At 57.7% G+C, this 14390-nt stretch carries 16 protein-coding genes; 2 read left to right on the top strand and 14 right to left on the bottom strand.

Translation table 11 applies throughout. The features are described 5' to 3' along the window. The 9 genes from rsxG to blr all read right to left on the bottom strand — a co-directional run bounded on the left by rsxG (position 1) and on the right by blr (position 7679). Positions 1–621 carry an electron transport complex subunit RsxG gene (gene rsxG / locus BJF97_RS16150; RefSeq protein WP_004851434.1) on the bottom strand — a complete coding sequence of 207 codons (621 nt, stop codon included), beginning with the start codon at positions 619–621 and terminating at the stop codon, positions 1–3. A 10-nt stretch (positions 622–631) separates the two neighbouring features. Next, positions 632–1684 (bottom strand): electron transport complex subunit RsxD, encoded by a 1053-nt coding sequence (gene rsxD, locus BJF97_RS16145; protein WP_014229590.1) that lies wholly within the window; start codon positions 1682–1684, stop codon positions 632–634. Further along, on the bottom strand, positions 1685–3871 hold the full coding sequence (gene rsxC, locus BJF97_RS16140) for an electron transport complex subunit RsxC (RefSeq protein WP_032692904.1): 2187 nt from the start codon (positions 3869–3871) through the stop codon (positions 1685–1687). Further along, positions 3864–4442: an electron transport complex subunit RsxB gene (gene rsxB, locus BJF97_RS16135; protein WP_014229588.1), complete on the bottom strand. Its 579-nt coding sequence runs from the start codon at positions 4440–4442 to the stop codon at positions 3864–3866. Before rsxB ends, rsxC begins: the two co-directional genes overlap by 8 nt. Further along, positions 4442–5023, bottom strand: coding sequence for an electron transport complex subunit RsxA (gene rsxA, locus BJF97_RS16130; RefSeq protein ID WP_004102633.1), 582 nt, complete (start codon positions 5021–5023; stop codon positions 4442–4444). The genes rsxB and rsxA overlap by 1 nt, the downstream gene beginning before the upstream one ends. 77 nt (positions 5024–5100) lie before the next feature. After that, positions 5101–5541, bottom strand: coding sequence for a DUF2569 domain-containing protein (locus tag BJF97_RS16125; protein WP_004851426.1), 441 nt, complete (start codon positions 5539–5541; stop codon positions 5101–5103). A gap of 79 nt (positions 5542–5620) precedes the next feature. Next, complete coding sequence (ydgT, locus tag BJF97_RS16120; protein WP_004134363.1) at positions 5621–5836, bottom strand: transcription modulator YdgT; 216 nt, start codon at positions 5834–5836, stop codon at positions 5621–5623. 219 nt (positions 5837–6055) lie between these two features. Beyond that, on the bottom strand, positions 6056–7426 hold the full coding sequence (locus BJF97_RS16115; RefSeq protein WP_014229586.1) for a GH1 family beta-glucosidase: 1371 nt from the start codon (positions 7424–7426) through the stop codon (positions 6056–6058). A 103-nt stretch (positions 7427–7529) separates the two neighbouring features. After that, positions 7530–7679, bottom strand: coding sequence for a division septum protein Blr (gene blr / locus BJF97_RS16110; RefSeq protein WP_014229585.1), 150 nt, complete (start codon positions 7677–7679; stop codon positions 7530–7532). 188 nt (positions 7680–7867) lie between these two features. Between blr and BJF97_RS16105 the strand changes: the two genes are divergently transcribed. Beyond that, complete coding sequence (locus BJF97_RS16105; RefSeq protein WP_032692903.1) at positions 7868–8908, top strand: oxidoreductase; 1041 nt, start codon at positions 7868–7870, stop codon at positions 8906–8908. Between the two features lie 70 nt (positions 8909–8978). Here BJF97_RS16105 and add read toward each other — a convergent pair whose 3' ends face one another. After that, complete coding sequence (gene add, locus BJF97_RS16100) at positions 8979–9980, bottom strand: adenosine deaminase (protein ID WP_032692902.1); 1002 nt, start codon at positions 9978–9980, stop codon at positions 8979–8981. Between the two features lie 272 nt (positions 9981–10252). Between add and metQ the strand changes: the two genes are divergently transcribed. Beyond that, positions 10253–11068: a methionine ABC transporter substrate-binding lipoprotein MetQ gene (gene metQ, locus BJF97_RS16095; RefSeq protein ID WP_004851417.1), complete on the top strand. Its 816-nt coding sequence runs from the start codon at positions 10253–10255 to the stop codon at positions 11066–11068. Positions 11069–11154: 86 nt separating this feature from the next. Here the strand turns inward: metQ and yedF are convergent, their stop codons facing one another. The 4 genes from yedF to BJF97_RS16075 all read right to left on the bottom strand — a co-directional run bounded on the left by yedF (position 11155) and on the right by BJF97_RS16075 (position 14344). Beyond that, a complete protein-coding gene (gene yedF, locus BJF97_RS16090) occupies positions 11155–11388 on the bottom strand; it encodes a sulfurtransferase-like selenium metabolism protein YedF (protein WP_004102619.1) in 234 nt (77 codons plus the stop codon). Beyond that, entirely contained in the window at positions 11385–12596 is a 1212-nt protein-coding gene (gene yedE / locus BJF97_RS16085; protein WP_025105821.1) for a selenium metabolism membrane protein YedE/FdhT, read from the bottom strand. The genes yedF and yedE overlap by 4 nt, the downstream gene beginning before the upstream one ends. Before the next feature lie 188 nt (positions 12597–12784). Further along, on the bottom strand, positions 12785–12988 hold the full coding sequence (gene ydfZ / locus BJF97_RS16080; protein ID WP_004851411.1) for a putative selenium delivery protein YdfZ: 204 nt from the start codon (positions 12986–12988) through the stop codon (positions 12785–12787). Positions 12989–13171: 183 nt separating this feature from the next. Continuing rightward, positions 13172–14344 (bottom strand): MalY/PatB family protein, encoded by a 1173-nt coding sequence (locus BJF97_RS16075; RefSeq protein ID WP_032692935.1) that lies wholly within the window; start codon positions 14342–14344, stop codon positions 13172–13174. Between the last annotated feature and the right edge of the window lie 46 nt (positions 14345–14390).

Genomic DNA, 14390 nt, shown 5'->3' with positions numbered 1-14390 from the left:
TTAGTCTCCACAGGGAGTGAATGCGGAAATCTGCGCGGGCAGCGTTTGTGCGTACAGGCCGGCGCGCTTGACGGCATTGACCACCGCGCGCGGGGTAATGGTGGCCCCGGTAAACTGGTCGAAGTCGCCGCCGTCTTTTTTCACGGCCCAGTGGCTGTCGTTTTGCCCATGAATCACTTTACCGGCAAAGAGGGTGATCCAGTCGGAAATTCTGAGTTCGATTTTATCGCCCAGCCCCGGCGTCTCATGATGTTCGGTGACGCGGGTACCCAGCACGGTACCTTTAAAATCGGCGGCCACCAGCAGCTGAATGGCCCCGGAATAGCCGTCCGGTGCGGTGGCTTCCATCACCGCAGCCACCGGTTTTTCGCCATCCTGAGCGATCCAAACCTTGTGCTGGCCTTTTCCCAGCGCCGGGGCGGTAACTTGATAACAGCTTTTCAGCAAGTCGTTGTTATAAAGATTAGCCGGCATAACCTGGTCAAATAAGGCTTTTTGCTGCTGGGCAGCCTGGTCTTCAATAGTGCTTTTGGTCAGCTCGTTAATCGCGGCCGTCAGCCCGGTAGACCCCGCCGCAAAGAGGGCCAGCGTGATGCCGTGTTTACGCATGCTTTGTAACATGTTCGGGTCCTCAGCGGTGGCCGTACGCGCGCGGGCGCGTATAGTAATCGATCAAGGGAACGGTAATATTGGCCAGCAGAACGGCAAAGGCCACGCCATCCGGATAGCCGCCAAAGCTGCGAATTAGCCATACCAGTAACCCCGCCAGCGCGCCGAAGATCAGGCGTCCGCGATTGGTGGTGGAGGCGGTTACCGGATCCGTCAGAATAAAGAATGCGCCCAGCATGGTGGCGCCGGACAGCAGATGAATTTGCGGCGAGGCGAGGCTTTCCGGGGAGAACAGCCATCCGAGGGTAGCGCAAACGGCAAGGCTCAGCAGAAAACTGACCGGAATATGCCAGCGAATGGCTTTTTGCCATAACAGGAACAGACCACCCGCCAGATACGCCACGTTAACCCACTGCCAGCCGAGGCCGGCGAGCGCGCCGCCGTAGACAGGATACTGGAGAATCTCTTCAACCGCGTGACCGGCATGAAGCGAGGTTTTGAAGGTATCCAGCGGCGTGGCCTGGCTGATACCGTCAATGCCCATTCGCAGGCTGTTCATGTCTCCACCGCTCGCCGTGTGACCTGTGAAAATCATCCGCAGCGCGTCGCTAAATCCGGGAACATTGGCGGCTATCTCATGCGGCGGGAGCCACGAAGTCATCTGGACCGGGAAGGAGATGAGCAGTACGACATAGCCGATCATCGCCGGGTTAAAAGGATTATGACCCAGACCACCGTAGAGCTGTTTAGCGATGATCACCGCGAACGCGGTCCCCAGCACCACCATCCACCAGGGAGCAAAAGGCGGAATACTGATGGCCAGCAGCAGGCCGGTCAGCAGCGCGGAGTTATCGGCGAGGATCGCGGGAATATTTTGTTTGCGCAGTTTAAGGATGGCCGCTTCGGCTCCCCACGCCGTGATGGCGGCAAGGATAATTTGCAGCACGGTACCCCAGCCGAAAAACCAGGTCTGAACCGCGATGCCGGGCACGGCGGCGAGCAGCACCAGCAGCATAATCCGCGAAGTCTGGCGCTGATTGTGGGTATAAGGGGAACTTGCGATTCTGAAAACCATTTAATCCTCGTTAACTGCCTGCCGGGATGCTTTCCGGGCCTGAACGCGGGCGATTGCTTCAGCGACTGCCGCTTTGCGGGCGTCATCATTGGCTGCCGACGGGGGAACTGCTTGTTGCTGTTGTTCTGCTTTACGCGCTTTAGCCCGGGCGATGGCGGCCTCGACGGCGGCCTTGCGCGGGTCAACGGCGGCGGGCTGCTCCGCTGCGGCGTCTTCCGCCGGAGCGGCCTGCTGTTGGACTTTACGCGCTTTGGCGCGGGCGATGGCGGCCTCAACGGCGGCTTTGCGCGGGTCAACAGCGGCAGGCTGCTCTGCTGCGGCGTCTTCCGCCGGAGCGGCCTGCTGTTGGGCTTTACGCGCTTTGGCCCGGGCGATGGCGGCCTCGACGGCGGCTTTGCGCGGGTCAACAGCGGCAGGCTGCTCTACTGCGGCGTCTTCCGCAGGAACCGCCTGCTGTTCGACTTTGCGCGCTTTGGCTCGGGCGATGGCGGCCTCGACGGCGGCCTTGCGCGGGTCAACGGCGGCGTCGGATGACGGCCCGGCGACGTTGCTTTGTGCCTGTTGCTGCGCTTTGCGTGCCCGGGCCTCGGCCTTGCGGGCTTCGCGGGCGGCAATGGCTTCGCTGTTATCCGGTTTGGCGCCGGAGAGCACGATAATTGGCTGCGCCGCGTCACGCTGCTTTTCCCGTACCCGGGCAAGGGCGGCGTTAATCGCGTCCTGATCTTTCGCCGCGGGCTGGACCGCGGCCTGCTTATGCCGTTCCAGACGCGCGGCTTTATCGCGCTCAAGACGCGCCTGACGGGCCTCAAAGCGTAATTTCGCCTCCGCCGCGCGTTTCTCTTCCTGAGCAAGCGCGTAAATTTCCGCTTTTTCCTGGCGGAAGTACTGCACCAGCGGGATATTGCTTGGGCAGACCCAGGCGCAGGCGCCGCACTCAATGCAATCCGCCAGGTTATGGCTGGTGGCTTTGTCGTGCTGCTGGCCTTTGCTGAACCAATAAAGCTGCTGCGGCAGAAGATCGGCCGGGCAGGCGTCCGCGCAGGCGCTGCAGCGGATGCAGCCTTTTTCCTCTTCCGGCTCGCCCATTTCGCTCGCCGACGGCGCCAGCAGGCAGTTGGTGATTTTCACGACCGGCACGTCGAGCCACGGCAGGGTGAAGCCCATCAGCGGCCCGCCCATAATTACCATAGGATCGCCGCTCGGACAGAAACCGGCATCGTTGAGCAGATGGCTGACCGGAGTGCCGAGGCGCGCCCAGACGTTGCCCGGACGCGAGATCGCTTCCCCGGTCAGGGTGACGACGCGCTCGGTCAGCGGCTCGCCGTCGATTACCGCGCGTTTCACCGCATAGGCGGTGCCGACGTTCTGCATCAGCACGCCGATGTCAGAGGAGCGTCCGCCGTGAGGCACCTGCTTGCCGGTAAGGATCTGCGTCAGCTGTTTCGCGCCGCCGGAGGGATATTTCGTGGGGATCACGCGCAGGGAAATACCGTGCGTGTCGGCTAATACCGCGCGCAGCATCGAAATCGCCTGCGGTTTATTATCCTCGATGCCGATCAGTACCTGAGCTGGCTGCAGAATATGGGCAAGGATGCGAATACCCTCGACGATCTGCGCCGCGCAATCCTGCATCAGACGGTCGTCGGCGGTAATATAGGGTTCGCACTCGGCGGCGTTGATAATGAGTGTGTCGATTTTGTCGCCGCCGCCGCGCAGCTTGGCGCCGGTCGGGAAACCCGCGCCGCCCAGTCCGGCCACGCCAAACTGGTGAATACGCTCAATCAGCGCTTCGCGGGATTTATTCTGGTAATCGTTCCAGCCATCGCGTTCAATCCAGCGGTCTTCGCCATCGGCATCAATAATGACGCTCATTTCCGCCAGCGCGGAAGGGTGGGCGGTAGAGTGGGGGGCAATGGCCGCCACCGTACCGGACGTCGGGGCGTGCACCGGCAGCATTCTGCCCCAGCCGCGCGTTAACGGCTGGCCGCGCAGGACGCGATCGCCCGGCTGAACGCAGAGTTCACCTTCCGCGCCAATATGCTGTTTTAGCGGAATGACAAAACGCTGCGGCAGTGAAACCTGACGCAGCGGGGTACCGTTGGACTGGGTTTTCATTTCTGGCGGATGGATGCCGCCGTTGAAGTCCCAGACTTTATCTTTGCGAAAAGCGGAAAATAACTTAAACATGTTGTTCCACGGGAATAATGCGTACCGGGATGGTCTGAAGATCCCATTTCCAGGTTTCTGTCGTCGGCGCCACCGGGCGCAGTTCAATACATTGCGTCGGACAAGGCGCGACGCAAAGATTACAGCCGGTACAGAGATCGCTCATCACCGTATGCATGGCGCGCGTGGCGCCGACGATGGCATCGACGGGACAGGCCTGAATGCATTTTGTGCAGCCGATGCAGTTCGCCTCGTCGATCACCGCCAGCATTCGCACCGGTTCGGCTTCCTGCGCATCGCCGTCTGTCGGCTGCGGATCGACGTTCAATAGCTCGGCGATTTTCAGCATCACCGCTTCGCCGCCGGGGGCGCAGCAGTTGATTTTCTCGCCCTGGGTCCCCACCGCTTCAGCGTAGGGACGACAGCCAGGGTAGCCGCACTGGCCGCACTGGCTCTGCGGAAGCAGGGCATCAATTTTTTCCACCACCGGGTCATCTTCCACCGCAAAGCGGCGGGAGGCGTACCCCAGAATTAAGCCGAAAATTAGCCCCAGCAGGCTAATGGCGACCACGGCTATCCAGACAGCGTTCATTACAACTTCACCAAACCACTAAAGCCCATAAAAGCAAGGGACATTAAACCTGCGGTGACCAGCGCAATCGCGTTACCGCGAAACGGCGCGGGAACATCCGCTACCACCAGTCGCTCGCGAATGGAGGCGAAAAGCACCATAACCAGCGAAAAACCGACCGCGGCGGCAAAACCGTACAGCGCCGATTGCAGGAAATTATGCCCAAGGTTAATGTTGAGCAGCGCCACGCCGAGCACCGCGCAGTTGGTGGTGATCAGCGGCAGGAAGATGCCCAGCAGGCGATACAGCGCCGGGCTGGTTTTACGCACGACCATTTCGGTAAACTGCACCACCACGGCGATGACCAGGATAAAGGCCAGCGTACGTAAATAGACCAGATCCAGCGGGATAAGGATCCAGGTATCAATTAACCAGGCGCAAATAGAGGCCAGCGTCATCACAAACGTGGTGGCGAGCCCCATCCCCATAGCGGCTTCCAGCTTTTTGGAAACCCCCATAAACGGGCACAGTCCAAGAAACTTCACCAGCACGAAGTTGTTAACCAGGACAGTGCCAACAAAGAGCAGTAAATAATCAGCCATCATTCGACCTGAAATAGAAAAAGCCGTCTATTATCGAATAAATCGATACCGGCGACAACAGGTTAACTGTGTGGTTATTACGGATTCACAAAGGTCCGCTTAACCCGTTGAGAACGCCTGAAATAGGGCGCAAGCAGCGCTGCGGCGAGGAGAGGGAATAGCAGCTGGCGCAGCGCGAGCGCGTCGGAAATCGGGGAAAAGGCAAAGGCTTTTACCGCCAGCAGAAGCGTGATCAGCAGCCAGATAATGTAGTGCTTCGGTACCCCTTTCCGCCGTTTAAAGAAGGCGATGGTCAACCACAGCGTGTAGTACCACATGGCGATCGCAAAGGCTAAGGAGGCGATCCACAGGGCGAGATGTTCGATGCTCATCGCGCTCAGCAATGTGTAAGTCTGGGAAGACATCAGGGCATCAGCAAAAAACAGCAGCGACAATGAGGCGCTAAGCAGGGCTACCAGGAGCCATGCCAGCGGTGCCAGAAGCCATCCGCCAATACGTTCCACAGAGTCAGAAGACATTATTACTCCAGAATTCAACGCCAGTTATAAATAAAAGCAGGGCGGAAGTATAAGCAACTGGCGTGAATGATGACAGTCTTTATTGCACGTAGCGCCAGACGGACTTGGGCACTTCGCCGATGTTGAACAATTTGCCGCCAGAAACCAGCTCCGCCCGGCGATGGTCGGCCGCGCGATACATGTTGACGATCTCTTCGTTATCGGTCAGGGAATAGTTAAGGTGATCAAAAAGTTTTTCCAGACTTTCCAGCGAACTGATTTTACGAAATTTTAATAAGTAGTCCTGAACGGTCATTTGCGTATCCATTTTATAATCGGAATAAATTAAGTTGAATATACCCATACTGAGTAAACCTGTTCTCAACCGGCAGTTCCTTTCTAAGATAAACTGTATGCAATTATTTCGGTTGTAAATACCGGTGACAAGAACAGATGATGTTTCCGGCCTGGTAAAAAGAAATTTAAGAGTATTCCAGAACTGAATCAGGCGCCGGAAGGCGCCTGGGAGAGAAGATTAACGCTGTTCGCCTCGGCTGGCAATAACGTTTTGGTACCAGAAAAAACTCTTTTTCCGTTTACGCGCCAGATTTTGCTGGTGATCGACATAAACGAATCCGTATTGTTTTTTGTAACCGTTCAGCCAGCTCAAAAGATCAATAAAGGACCAGGGGTAGTAGCCGCGCACGTCGGCGCCCTGTTCCAGCGCTTTTTCCAGCGCGGTAATATGGCTACTGAGATAGTCAATCCGCGGGTCATCGACGATTTCGCCATTGATAATCGGGTCTATTGCCCCCAGGCCGTTTTCGGTGATGTAGATTGGAATATCACCGTAGCGCGCTTTAATCATCATGATCCCGTCGGTTAAGCCCTGAGGCCAAATTTCCCAGCCCCATTCGGTATAGGTGCTTTGCGGGTTGCGCACAAAGTAGAAGAGCCCATCCACGCCCGGCTCGCCGCCGGTCGGTACTTCAGGAGGCTGCGCCGACACGGTTTCACGGCGATAGTAGTTCAGGCCGATAAAGTCACAGCGGTTGTCACGCAGCAGCGCGTCGTCTCCCGGTTCAAAGACCGGAACCCCCCACAGCGCCCGGGTCTGCTGCAGTAGCTCTGCGGGATAGCCGCCTTTTAATACCGGATCGTAGAGCCAGTGGGTATGGATGGCGTCCGCCATCTCTGTCGCCCGTTTATCTTCCTCACTGTCGGTTAATGCGGTGTGCGGCTGCAGAACGTTGACAAAACCTATCTCCCCCGCCACGCCCATTTCACGAAACGCTTTCACGGCCAGCGCATGGGCGATAAAGACGTGGTGGCAGGCCTGAATGGCGCGCGCCGGATCGCGCACCGCAGGAGGATGGAGGCCGTTAATGTAACCGTGGCCGATAAAGACGATAGTCTCGTTAAAGGTTGCCCACAGTTTGACCCGGGAGCCAAAACGTTGATAGCACAGGCGAGCGTACTCAGCGAAGGCTTCCGCGGTACTGCGCGCCTCCCAGCCGCCTTCATCCTGTAGCGCCTGGGGAAGATCCCAGTGGTACAGGGTAATCATCGGTTCAATGTTATGCGCCAGCAGTTCGTCAATCAGGTCGCTGTAGAATTGGACGCCAGCCTCGTTCACTTCACCGCGGCCGCCAGGCAGCAGGCGGGGCCAGGAAATAGAAAAGCGATAGCTTTGTAAACCCATTTCCGCCATCAGCGCTACGTCTTCGCGAAAACGATGGTAGTGGTCAACGGCGACGTCACCGGTCGTCCCCTGATAGGTGGTGCCCGGAAGGTGGGAATAAATATCCCAGATAGAAGGGCCTTTGCCGTCGGCATCGTGACCGCCTTCAACCTGCCAGGCTGCGGTCGCGGCGCCCCATAAAAAGTGTTGCGGGAATTTGGACATGAAGAAACTCCTTATCGATTGATAAAGAGAGTGTAATAAAGGCGTATGCAACTATGCAACCGGTTTCAGAAACCGGTTGCATAGTTGCGAAGCGGGTCACTGTTTATTTCGACAGCGGCTTCGTCTGAACAGCATCAACGGCAGGCGGGGACTGGTAGTTATCAATATGATGAGCGATAACTAAAAGCAGGGCCGAAACGCCCAAAACAATCCAGCCAATAAGTTCTACAATACGGTTAAAAACGTTTTCCATAACTCTACGGCAAATGGTGAAACCAGACTGAAATGGTACTCAACGACTGAAGTAACGCAAGTGTTACATGATCTTAGCTGCGCAAATGGCGTAAAGCTGAGCAACCGGTGCAGGGGCAAACGCGTCGAAGATGCGTTCAGAATCGCGGTGTTAGTGCGGCTGCGACATTTCGTTAAGGGGGCAGAAAAATGAGTGACCCTATCCGGGTAGGTTTAATCGGGTACGGCTATGCGAGCAAAACCTTTCATGCGCCGCTGGTCAGCGGTACGCCGGGGATGACGCTGGCGGCGGTCTCGAGCAGCGATGAAACGAAAGTGCTGGCCGACTGGCCTGCGGTGAAGGTGGTGACCGCACCGCAGGCGCTCTTTAGCGACCCCGATATCGATCTGGTGGTGATCCCCACGCCCAACGATACCCATTTCCCGCTGGCGAAAGCTGCGCTGGAAGCGGGCAAGCATGTAGTGGTGGATAAACCGTTTACCGTGACACTGTCACAGGCTCGCGAGCTTGAGGCCATTGCCAAAAGCGAGGGGCGACTGCTGTCCGTGTTCCATAACCGCCGCTGGGACAGCGATTTTCTGACGGTGAAGTCGCTGATTAACGAAGGCCTGTTAGGTGAAGTCGGCTATTTTGAGTCGCATTTCGACCGCTATCGACCGCAGGTACGGCAACGCTGGCGCGAGCTAGGTGGGCCGGGCAGCGGCATCTGGTACGATCTTGCCCCGCATCTGCTGGACCAGGTGGTAAATCTCTTCGGTCTGCCGGTGAGTATGCAGGTCGACCTGGCTCAGCTACGGCCTGGCTCCCAGTCCACAGACTATTTTCATGCGGTGTTGGCCTGGCCGCAGCGTCGCGTGGTGCTGCACGGAACCCTGGTGGCCGCGGCGGAAACGGCGCGCTTTATCATCCACGGTTCGCGGGGAAGCTATGTGAAATACGGCCTTGATCCGCAGGAAGAACGGCTGAAAAGCGGCGAGCGCCTGCCGCAGGAGGATTGGGGGTACGATATGCGCGACGGGCTGCTGACGCGTGCCGAAGGCGAGGAAATCACCGAGGAGTCGTGGCTGACGCTACCGGGCAACTATCCAGCGTATTACGCCGCCATTCGCGATGCGCTTAATGGCATCGGCGTTAACCCGGTTCCGGCAAGCCAGGCGATTCAGATTATGGAGCTGATTGAGCTTGGGCTGGAGTCGGCCAGGCATCGGGCGACGCTGTGCCTGAATTAGGCCGACCTGACGAAACGCGCTGGCCAGGCGCTGATTGAGCTTCCCCCCGTGCTGGCACGGGGGAGAAACATCAAGCCTGCTGCACGCGCTGGAGCAGCGCCGCTTTCTCCTGGGCGCTTAAAAAGGCGAGCTCCAGACCGTTTCTCTGCGCCTGGCGAATTTGCTCGCGGCTTAAACCGGCTGCCGGGGCGGCGACGGTGTATTCATGGATAATATCGACGCCCTGAACGGCGGGGTCGTCGGTATTGATGCAGGCCAGCACGCCGTGTTCAAGGAATGTTTTCAGCGGATGCTCGGCCAGGGATGGCACGGTGCTGGTCTGAATATTAGAGGTCAGGCAGGACTCAATCCCGATTCGCTGCGCGGCGAGATAATCCATCAGCGCCGGATCCTGCACCGCCTTCACGCCGTGGCCGATACGCTCGGCGCCCAGTTCGCGAATCGCCTGCCAGATGCTTTCCGGGCCAGCGGCTTCGCCCGCATGTACGGTGATGCGCCAGCCCGCATCGCGCGCGCGGCTGAAGTGATCCATAAACAGATTTCCCGGGAAGCCGAGCTCATCTCCGGCGAGGTCGAGGGCGGTGATGCCATCGCGATGGGCGAGCAGGGCCGCAAGCTCCTCTTCGCAGGCCGCTTCGCCAAAGGTGCGGCTCAGAATACCGATCAGGCGGGCCTCAACGTTAAAGTCGCGGCTGCCTTCTTTAACGCCGGCGATCACCGCTTCGACCACGCCCGCGACCGGCAGCTGGTGGGTCATCGCCATATAGCGCGGAGAGAAACGCAGTTCAACGTAGTGCAGGCCGTTGCGTGCGGCATCTTCGAGGTTTTCATAAGCGACGCGGCGGCAGGCTTCCAGCGAGGCCAGCACCTTTACGCCCCAGTCCAGCTTAGCGAGGAAGCTGACCAGGTCAGGCTCATTGCTGGTGACCTGTACATGAGGACGTAAGGTGTCGAGGGTGTCTGCCGGAAGGGCGAGGTTATACTGGCGGCCAAGATCGAGAATGGTTTGGGCCCGGATATTACCATCAAGGTGGCGATGGATGTCGGTTAGTGGCAAAGTTAAATCAATCATGGTCGCACTCTTTTTTTAGTTAAAGTGCGCGTCATTGTACATCAGAACGATAAATGGTTAAAAGCGGAGAAAATTACCGAACAATACAAGGAAAAACGGTGAGGGAAGGGAAGATTGCCCTCTTAAAGGGAGCAATGACGAAATCGCTCATAGCAAAACGCTATTAATCATAGACAATCAGTATTTAATTTCGCGCCCGAGATTTTCTATAGTCTCAGGCGCTGGTTTTCCTGCAATGAATGGCAGGCAATTTTAAAAAGGACTCTGGGAATATGATCTTCACGTTAAAAAAAGTCGCGGTACCGCTGGTTGTCGCAGGCTCGCTGCTGCTGGCCGCCTGCAAACCTGGCGAGCAGGACCCCAACCACATCAAAGTGGGCATAAGCGCAGGCGTTGACCAGGAAGTCTGGGCGGTGGCGCAAAAAGTGGCGAAAGAGAAGTACAATCTCGACGTTGAGGTGGTGACGTTTAATGATTTCGTCCTGCCCAACGAGGCGCTGAACAATGGCGATCTTGATGCTAACGCTTTCCAGCATAAGCCCTATCTGGACAAACAGATCCAGGAGCGCGGCTATAAGCTGGTTCAGGTTGGCACCACGTTCGTTTATCCGATAGCGGCCTATTCGAAGAAAATCACGTCGGTTGCTCAGCTGCCCGATGGCGCGCAGGTGGCGGTCCCCAACGATCCAACTAACCTCGGCCGCTCTCTGCTGCTGCTACAAAAGCAGGGGCTGATTACGCTGAAGGACGGCGTGGGTCTGCTGCCCACCTCGCTGGATATTATTAACAACCCGAAAAAGCTAAAAATCGTCGAAATTGAAGCGCCGCAGCTCACCCGCGCGCTGGACGACCAGCAGATAACCATGGCGATTATCAATACCACCTTCTCAAGCCAGGTCGGGCTGTCGCCGTCGCGCAACGGCCTGTTTGTGGAAAGCAAAGATTCCCCTTACGTGAATATCTTCGCCAGTCGTATCGAAAATAAAGACAGCGAAAAGGTGAAAAACCTGGTGAAGGCCTACCAGAGCGATGAGGTGGCCGCGGCAGCAGAGCAGCTTTACAAAGGCGATGCGGTTAAGGGCTGGTAATCATTGACGTTTTCAGGCCCGTGACGCGCGGGCTGGCGCATGTGATGCGGAAGACAGCCGGTAGCCCACTACCGGCTTTTTTCTGGCTATTTTTGAATCAAATAGCGGATGGTTGGCCCATCCTGCTGAATGTCGAGCACGGTGTAGCCGTGGTTTTTGGCATCCAGCGGGATGTTGTTAATCGACTGCGGACAGTCGCTGACCACTTCCAGAATCTCGCCTTTCTTCAGCGAAGGCATGGCTTCGAGCGTGGCGATGGCCGGATAGGGGCAGGGTTCGCCAACCATATCGAGGCGATAATCGGGGACCAGAGTTTTCATGCGCTTTCCTTAACGGTCGAGGGGGCGAGAGACTGGCGGCGGAAAAACCGTTTTTCCCAGCCAATCACCAGAATCAGCGCGATCAGCAGCAGGAGATAGGTCACCAGCAGGCCGCCAAATGGCCCGAAGGTCGCCAGCAGGTTGATTTTATCCCAGCTTGTGGCCAGCGCCGGAGAGAGCCCGTCCCAGTAGTAGGCGAGGATCGTTGAACCGATAACGTTGCCCAGCCCGACCCACCAGTAGTGCACCTGACCTTCCACCGCGCGGTACATCCAGCCGGTTTCGCAGCCGCCCGCCAGGACGATGCCAAAGCCAAACAGCAGGCCGCCGATAACCGCGTTGGGCCCCGCCCACATGATTTTCGGCTCCATACCCAGCTGCACGTAGCTGAAGATCCCAATAGCGCTGGCGGCCATGCCGAAAATAATCGCCTTCGCCATATTGGTACGCCCGGTGATCCACATATCGCGAAAGGCGGAGGTGAAGCAGATCTGCGCCCGTTCGATGAGCAGGCCAAATCCGACGCCAAACAGCAGCGCCAGGCCGAGCTTCGGCCGATCGGCCGCGGTGAGCAGGCCCCAGGCGATCATGGCGAAAAAGACCACCATGCCGAGACGGAACCGGCGCCGCGCCTGGTCAGGTTTTTGCGTCAGCGGCGAGGCCTGGGACACTTTCTGCATTTTTACCGGAATACGGAAGATGGGCAGTAAGGTAAAGCGCGCGCCGAACCAGGTTCCGATAGCGGTAGCGATGGCAAAGAACCAGGCGTGCAGAGAAAACTGTGGGATACCGGTAAAAAATGCGGCCAGATTGCAGCCCATCGCCAGACGGGCGCCGAAACCGGCGATGATTCCCCCGGCGACGGCCTGCAGAATGCGGATCCGGCTGCGGGGGAAGCGCAGCTTGACGTTATTTGCCCACAGCGCGGCGGCGAAACAGCCGCCGAACATGCCGATGATCATCATGCCGTCGATACGGGTGAGCGGGGTGCCCTCGAGATGAATGAGCTTATAGTAGCCCCACTCTTCGCTGTGCACGCCGACGAGCTGCAGCAATTGCCCACCCCAGCGGGTGAATTCGCCGGTGACGGCCCAGAAGGTGCCGGTAATACCGAAGTAGTAGGTTGAGAGAATACCCGCGGCGATAACGGCGGGGACGGGCGACCAGAATTTAATCAGCCACGCCTGTTTGAACTGTTGCCATGTCATGAAGATGCCTCTGAACTCAGAAGGTATATTACCCGTAGCGGGTAGAAGAGGGGCGATAATACGCTGCTTATTAATGTAAAACGCTCGATGGGATCAAATTGAACGATAAAGAGAATATCAAAGGCCACGCCTGGGTGGCCTTTTACGCCTGCGGATCCGCGGTCAGATATTGATGACGGATATTGCGATTAATTAAAGCCCAGGCGAATAAGGTTTAGCGGGCAATATAACCCCTGATGTCCGTCTATTTCCACGCAGTCCGCCCGGCGGAGCTGCTCCGCCGTTTTACCCTCGGCGTGGATGGCTTTGATGACGCCCGTCGCGCCGCTGTCGGCCACCATAACCATGCTGCCGGTAGCGATAGCGTTACGGTTACGATCGTAGGTGTTCATATTTTTTCCTCCTGGTGAATATTTTGACGGGAATTAAAAACGGCATTTAAATACACCTTTGTGAAATAGCGTTTTTTGAGTCTCGTCAAAATATCGTTTTATTGTGCGGGGGGGACGGATGAGTGAGCGGAGAGTCAGCGGTAGCGGACAGGCCGCTACCGCGTTGGTGGCCAGCGAAAACAGTTAGCGCAGCGAGCCCAGGGCGGCAATTAATCCCTGCACGCCTTTTTCCAGCTTTTCACGTGGGCAGCCGGCATTCAGACGGACAAAACCCTTACCCTCATCGCCGTAGGTGTCCCCTGGCATAATGGCGACCTTCTGTTCCTCAATAAGTGCTTTTTGCAGGGCGCGATCGTCCACCGCCAGCGGGCGCAGGTCAATCCACGCCAGGTAAGTCGCCTGCGGCGGCTGCCAGTTTAGCTCGGGAAACGCCTGATTCAGTTCGCGCGCGATGTAGCGCATATTCTCCTGCAGATAGCCGCGCAGGGCATCCAGCCAGGCGGCGCCCTCGCGATAGGCGGCGATATGCGCCACCAGCGCCGGTACGGAAGGGGAAGAGAGGCCATCGCGGGCCTTAAGCGCGTGCAGATAGCTTTCGCGCGCCGCGGGATCGTCAATCAGCCCGTATGCGCCGGTAAACGCCGGAATGTTGAAACTTTTCGATCCGGAGGTGAACAGCGCCCAGGGGCTGCGCGCCACCTCGCACCACGGGGTGTGCTGATGTTCGTCCCACACCATGTCCATGTGGATCTCGTCGCTAATTACCTTTACGCCGTGCTTCTCGCACAGCCGCGCCATGGTTTCCAGCTCTTCGCGGGTCCATACCTTGCCGGTGGGGTTATGCGGACTGCACAGCAGCAGCACGGTATTACGCGGCTGAGCCAGTACCCGTTCCAGCTGCGCCATATCGCAGCGCCACTGATGGATGTCGAGGGAGAGCGGAACCGCCGCGACGCGCCGCTGGTTGCCTTCAATGGTTTTATAAAAGGCATCGTAGGCCGGAGTGTGTACCACAATACCGTCACCCGTTGCCGACCACTGACGAATCATCTCCGCCACCATATAGATAACCGACGGCCCGTAAACAATTGCTTCGCGGTCGATTGGGCTATGAAAACGGCTGGCGAACCAGTGGCTCACCGCGCCGAGGAATTCATCGTTTTTCCAGCGGCTGTAGCCAAAAACGCCGTGCGCCAGGCGTTTGCTGACGGCATCGATGATGCAGGGGGCGGTGGCGAAATCCATGTCGGAGATCGTAAAGGGCAGCAGGTCGGCCGCGCCAAAACGGTCGGCGACGTAATCCCACTGGGTGCACCAGGTGCCGTGACGGTCGACCGGCGTTGAAAAATCAAACATCTGCACTTCCTTCATCATGTCCCCCTCCTGTTCGGAGGGGGCGGAG

The sequence above is a fragment of the Klebsiella sp. LTGPAF-6F genome, assembly GCF_001753185.1.
GTDB classification, from domain to species: Bacteria; Pseudomonadota; Gammaproteobacteria; order Enterobacterales; family Enterobacteriaceae; genus Klebsiella; species Klebsiella michiganensis.
The sequence above is the reverse complement of the archived record's forward strand: the minus strand, read 5'-3'. Positions and strand labels throughout refer to the sequence as shown.

What these genes read in the sequence shown, in the direction of transcription:
- rsxB (WP_014229588.1), bottom strand. Translation starts at nt 4,442, where the DNA reads ATGAACGCTGTCTGGATAGCCGTGGTCGCCATTAGCCTGCTGGGGCTA.
- ydfZ (WP_004851411.1), bottom strand. Translation starts at nt 12,988, where the DNA reads ATGAACACCTACGATCGTAACCGTAACGCTATCGCTACCGGCAGCATG.
- blr (WP_014229585.1), bottom strand. Translation starts at nt 7,679, where the DNA reads ATGGAAAACGTTTTTAACCGTATTGTAGAACTTATTGGCTGGATTGTT.
- yedF (WP_004102619.1), bottom strand. Translation starts at nt 11,388, where the DNA reads ATGAAAACTCTGGTCCCCGATTATCGCCTCGATATGGTTGGCGAACCC.
- BJF97_RS16105 (WP_032692903.1), top strand. Translation starts at nt 7,868, where the DNA reads ATGAGTGACCCTATCCGGGTAGGTTTAATCGGGTACGGCTATGCGAGC.
- rsxD (WP_014229590.1), bottom strand. Translation starts at nt 1,684, where the DNA reads ATGGTTTTCAGAATCGCAAGTTCCCCTTATACCCACAATCAGCGCCAG.
- add (WP_032692902.1), bottom strand. Translation starts at nt 9,980, where the DNA reads ATGATTGATTTAACTTTGCCACTAACCGACATCCATCGCCACCTTGAT.
- metQ (WP_004851417.1), top strand. Translation starts at nt 10,253, where the DNA reads ATGATCTTCACGTTAAAAAAAGTCGCGGTACCGCTGGTTGTCGCAGGC.
- yedE (WP_025105821.1), bottom strand. Translation starts at nt 12,596, where the DNA reads ATGACATGGCAACAGTTCAAACAGGCGTGGCTGATTAAATTCTGGTCG.
- rsxG (WP_004851434.1), bottom strand. Translation starts at nt 621, where the DNA reads ATGTTACAAAGCATGCGTAAACACGGCATCACGCTGGCCCTCTTTGCG.
- ydgT (WP_004134363.1), bottom strand. Translation starts at nt 5,836, where the DNA reads ATGACCGTTCAGGACTACTTATTAAAATTTCGTAAAATCAGTTCGCTG.
- BJF97_RS16115 (WP_014229586.1), bottom strand. Translation starts at nt 7,426, where the DNA reads ATGTCCAAATTCCCGCAACACTTTTTATGGGGCGCCGCGACCGCAGCC.
- rsxA (WP_004102633.1), bottom strand. Translation starts at nt 5,023, where the DNA reads ATGGCTGATTATTTACTGCTCTTTGTTGGCACTGTCCTGGTTAACAAC.
- BJF97_RS16125 (WP_004851426.1), bottom strand. Translation starts at nt 5,541, where the DNA reads ATGTCTTCTGACTCTGTGGAACGTATTGGCGGATGGCTTCTGGCACCG.
- BJF97_RS16075 (WP_032692935.1), bottom strand. Translation starts at nt 14,344, where the DNA reads ATGTTTGATTTTTCAACGCCGGTCGACCGTCACGGCACCTGGTGCACC.
- rsxC (WP_032692904.1), bottom strand. Translation starts at nt 3,871, where the DNA reads ATGTTTAAGTTATTTTCCGCTTTTCGCAAAGATAAAGTCTGGGACTTC.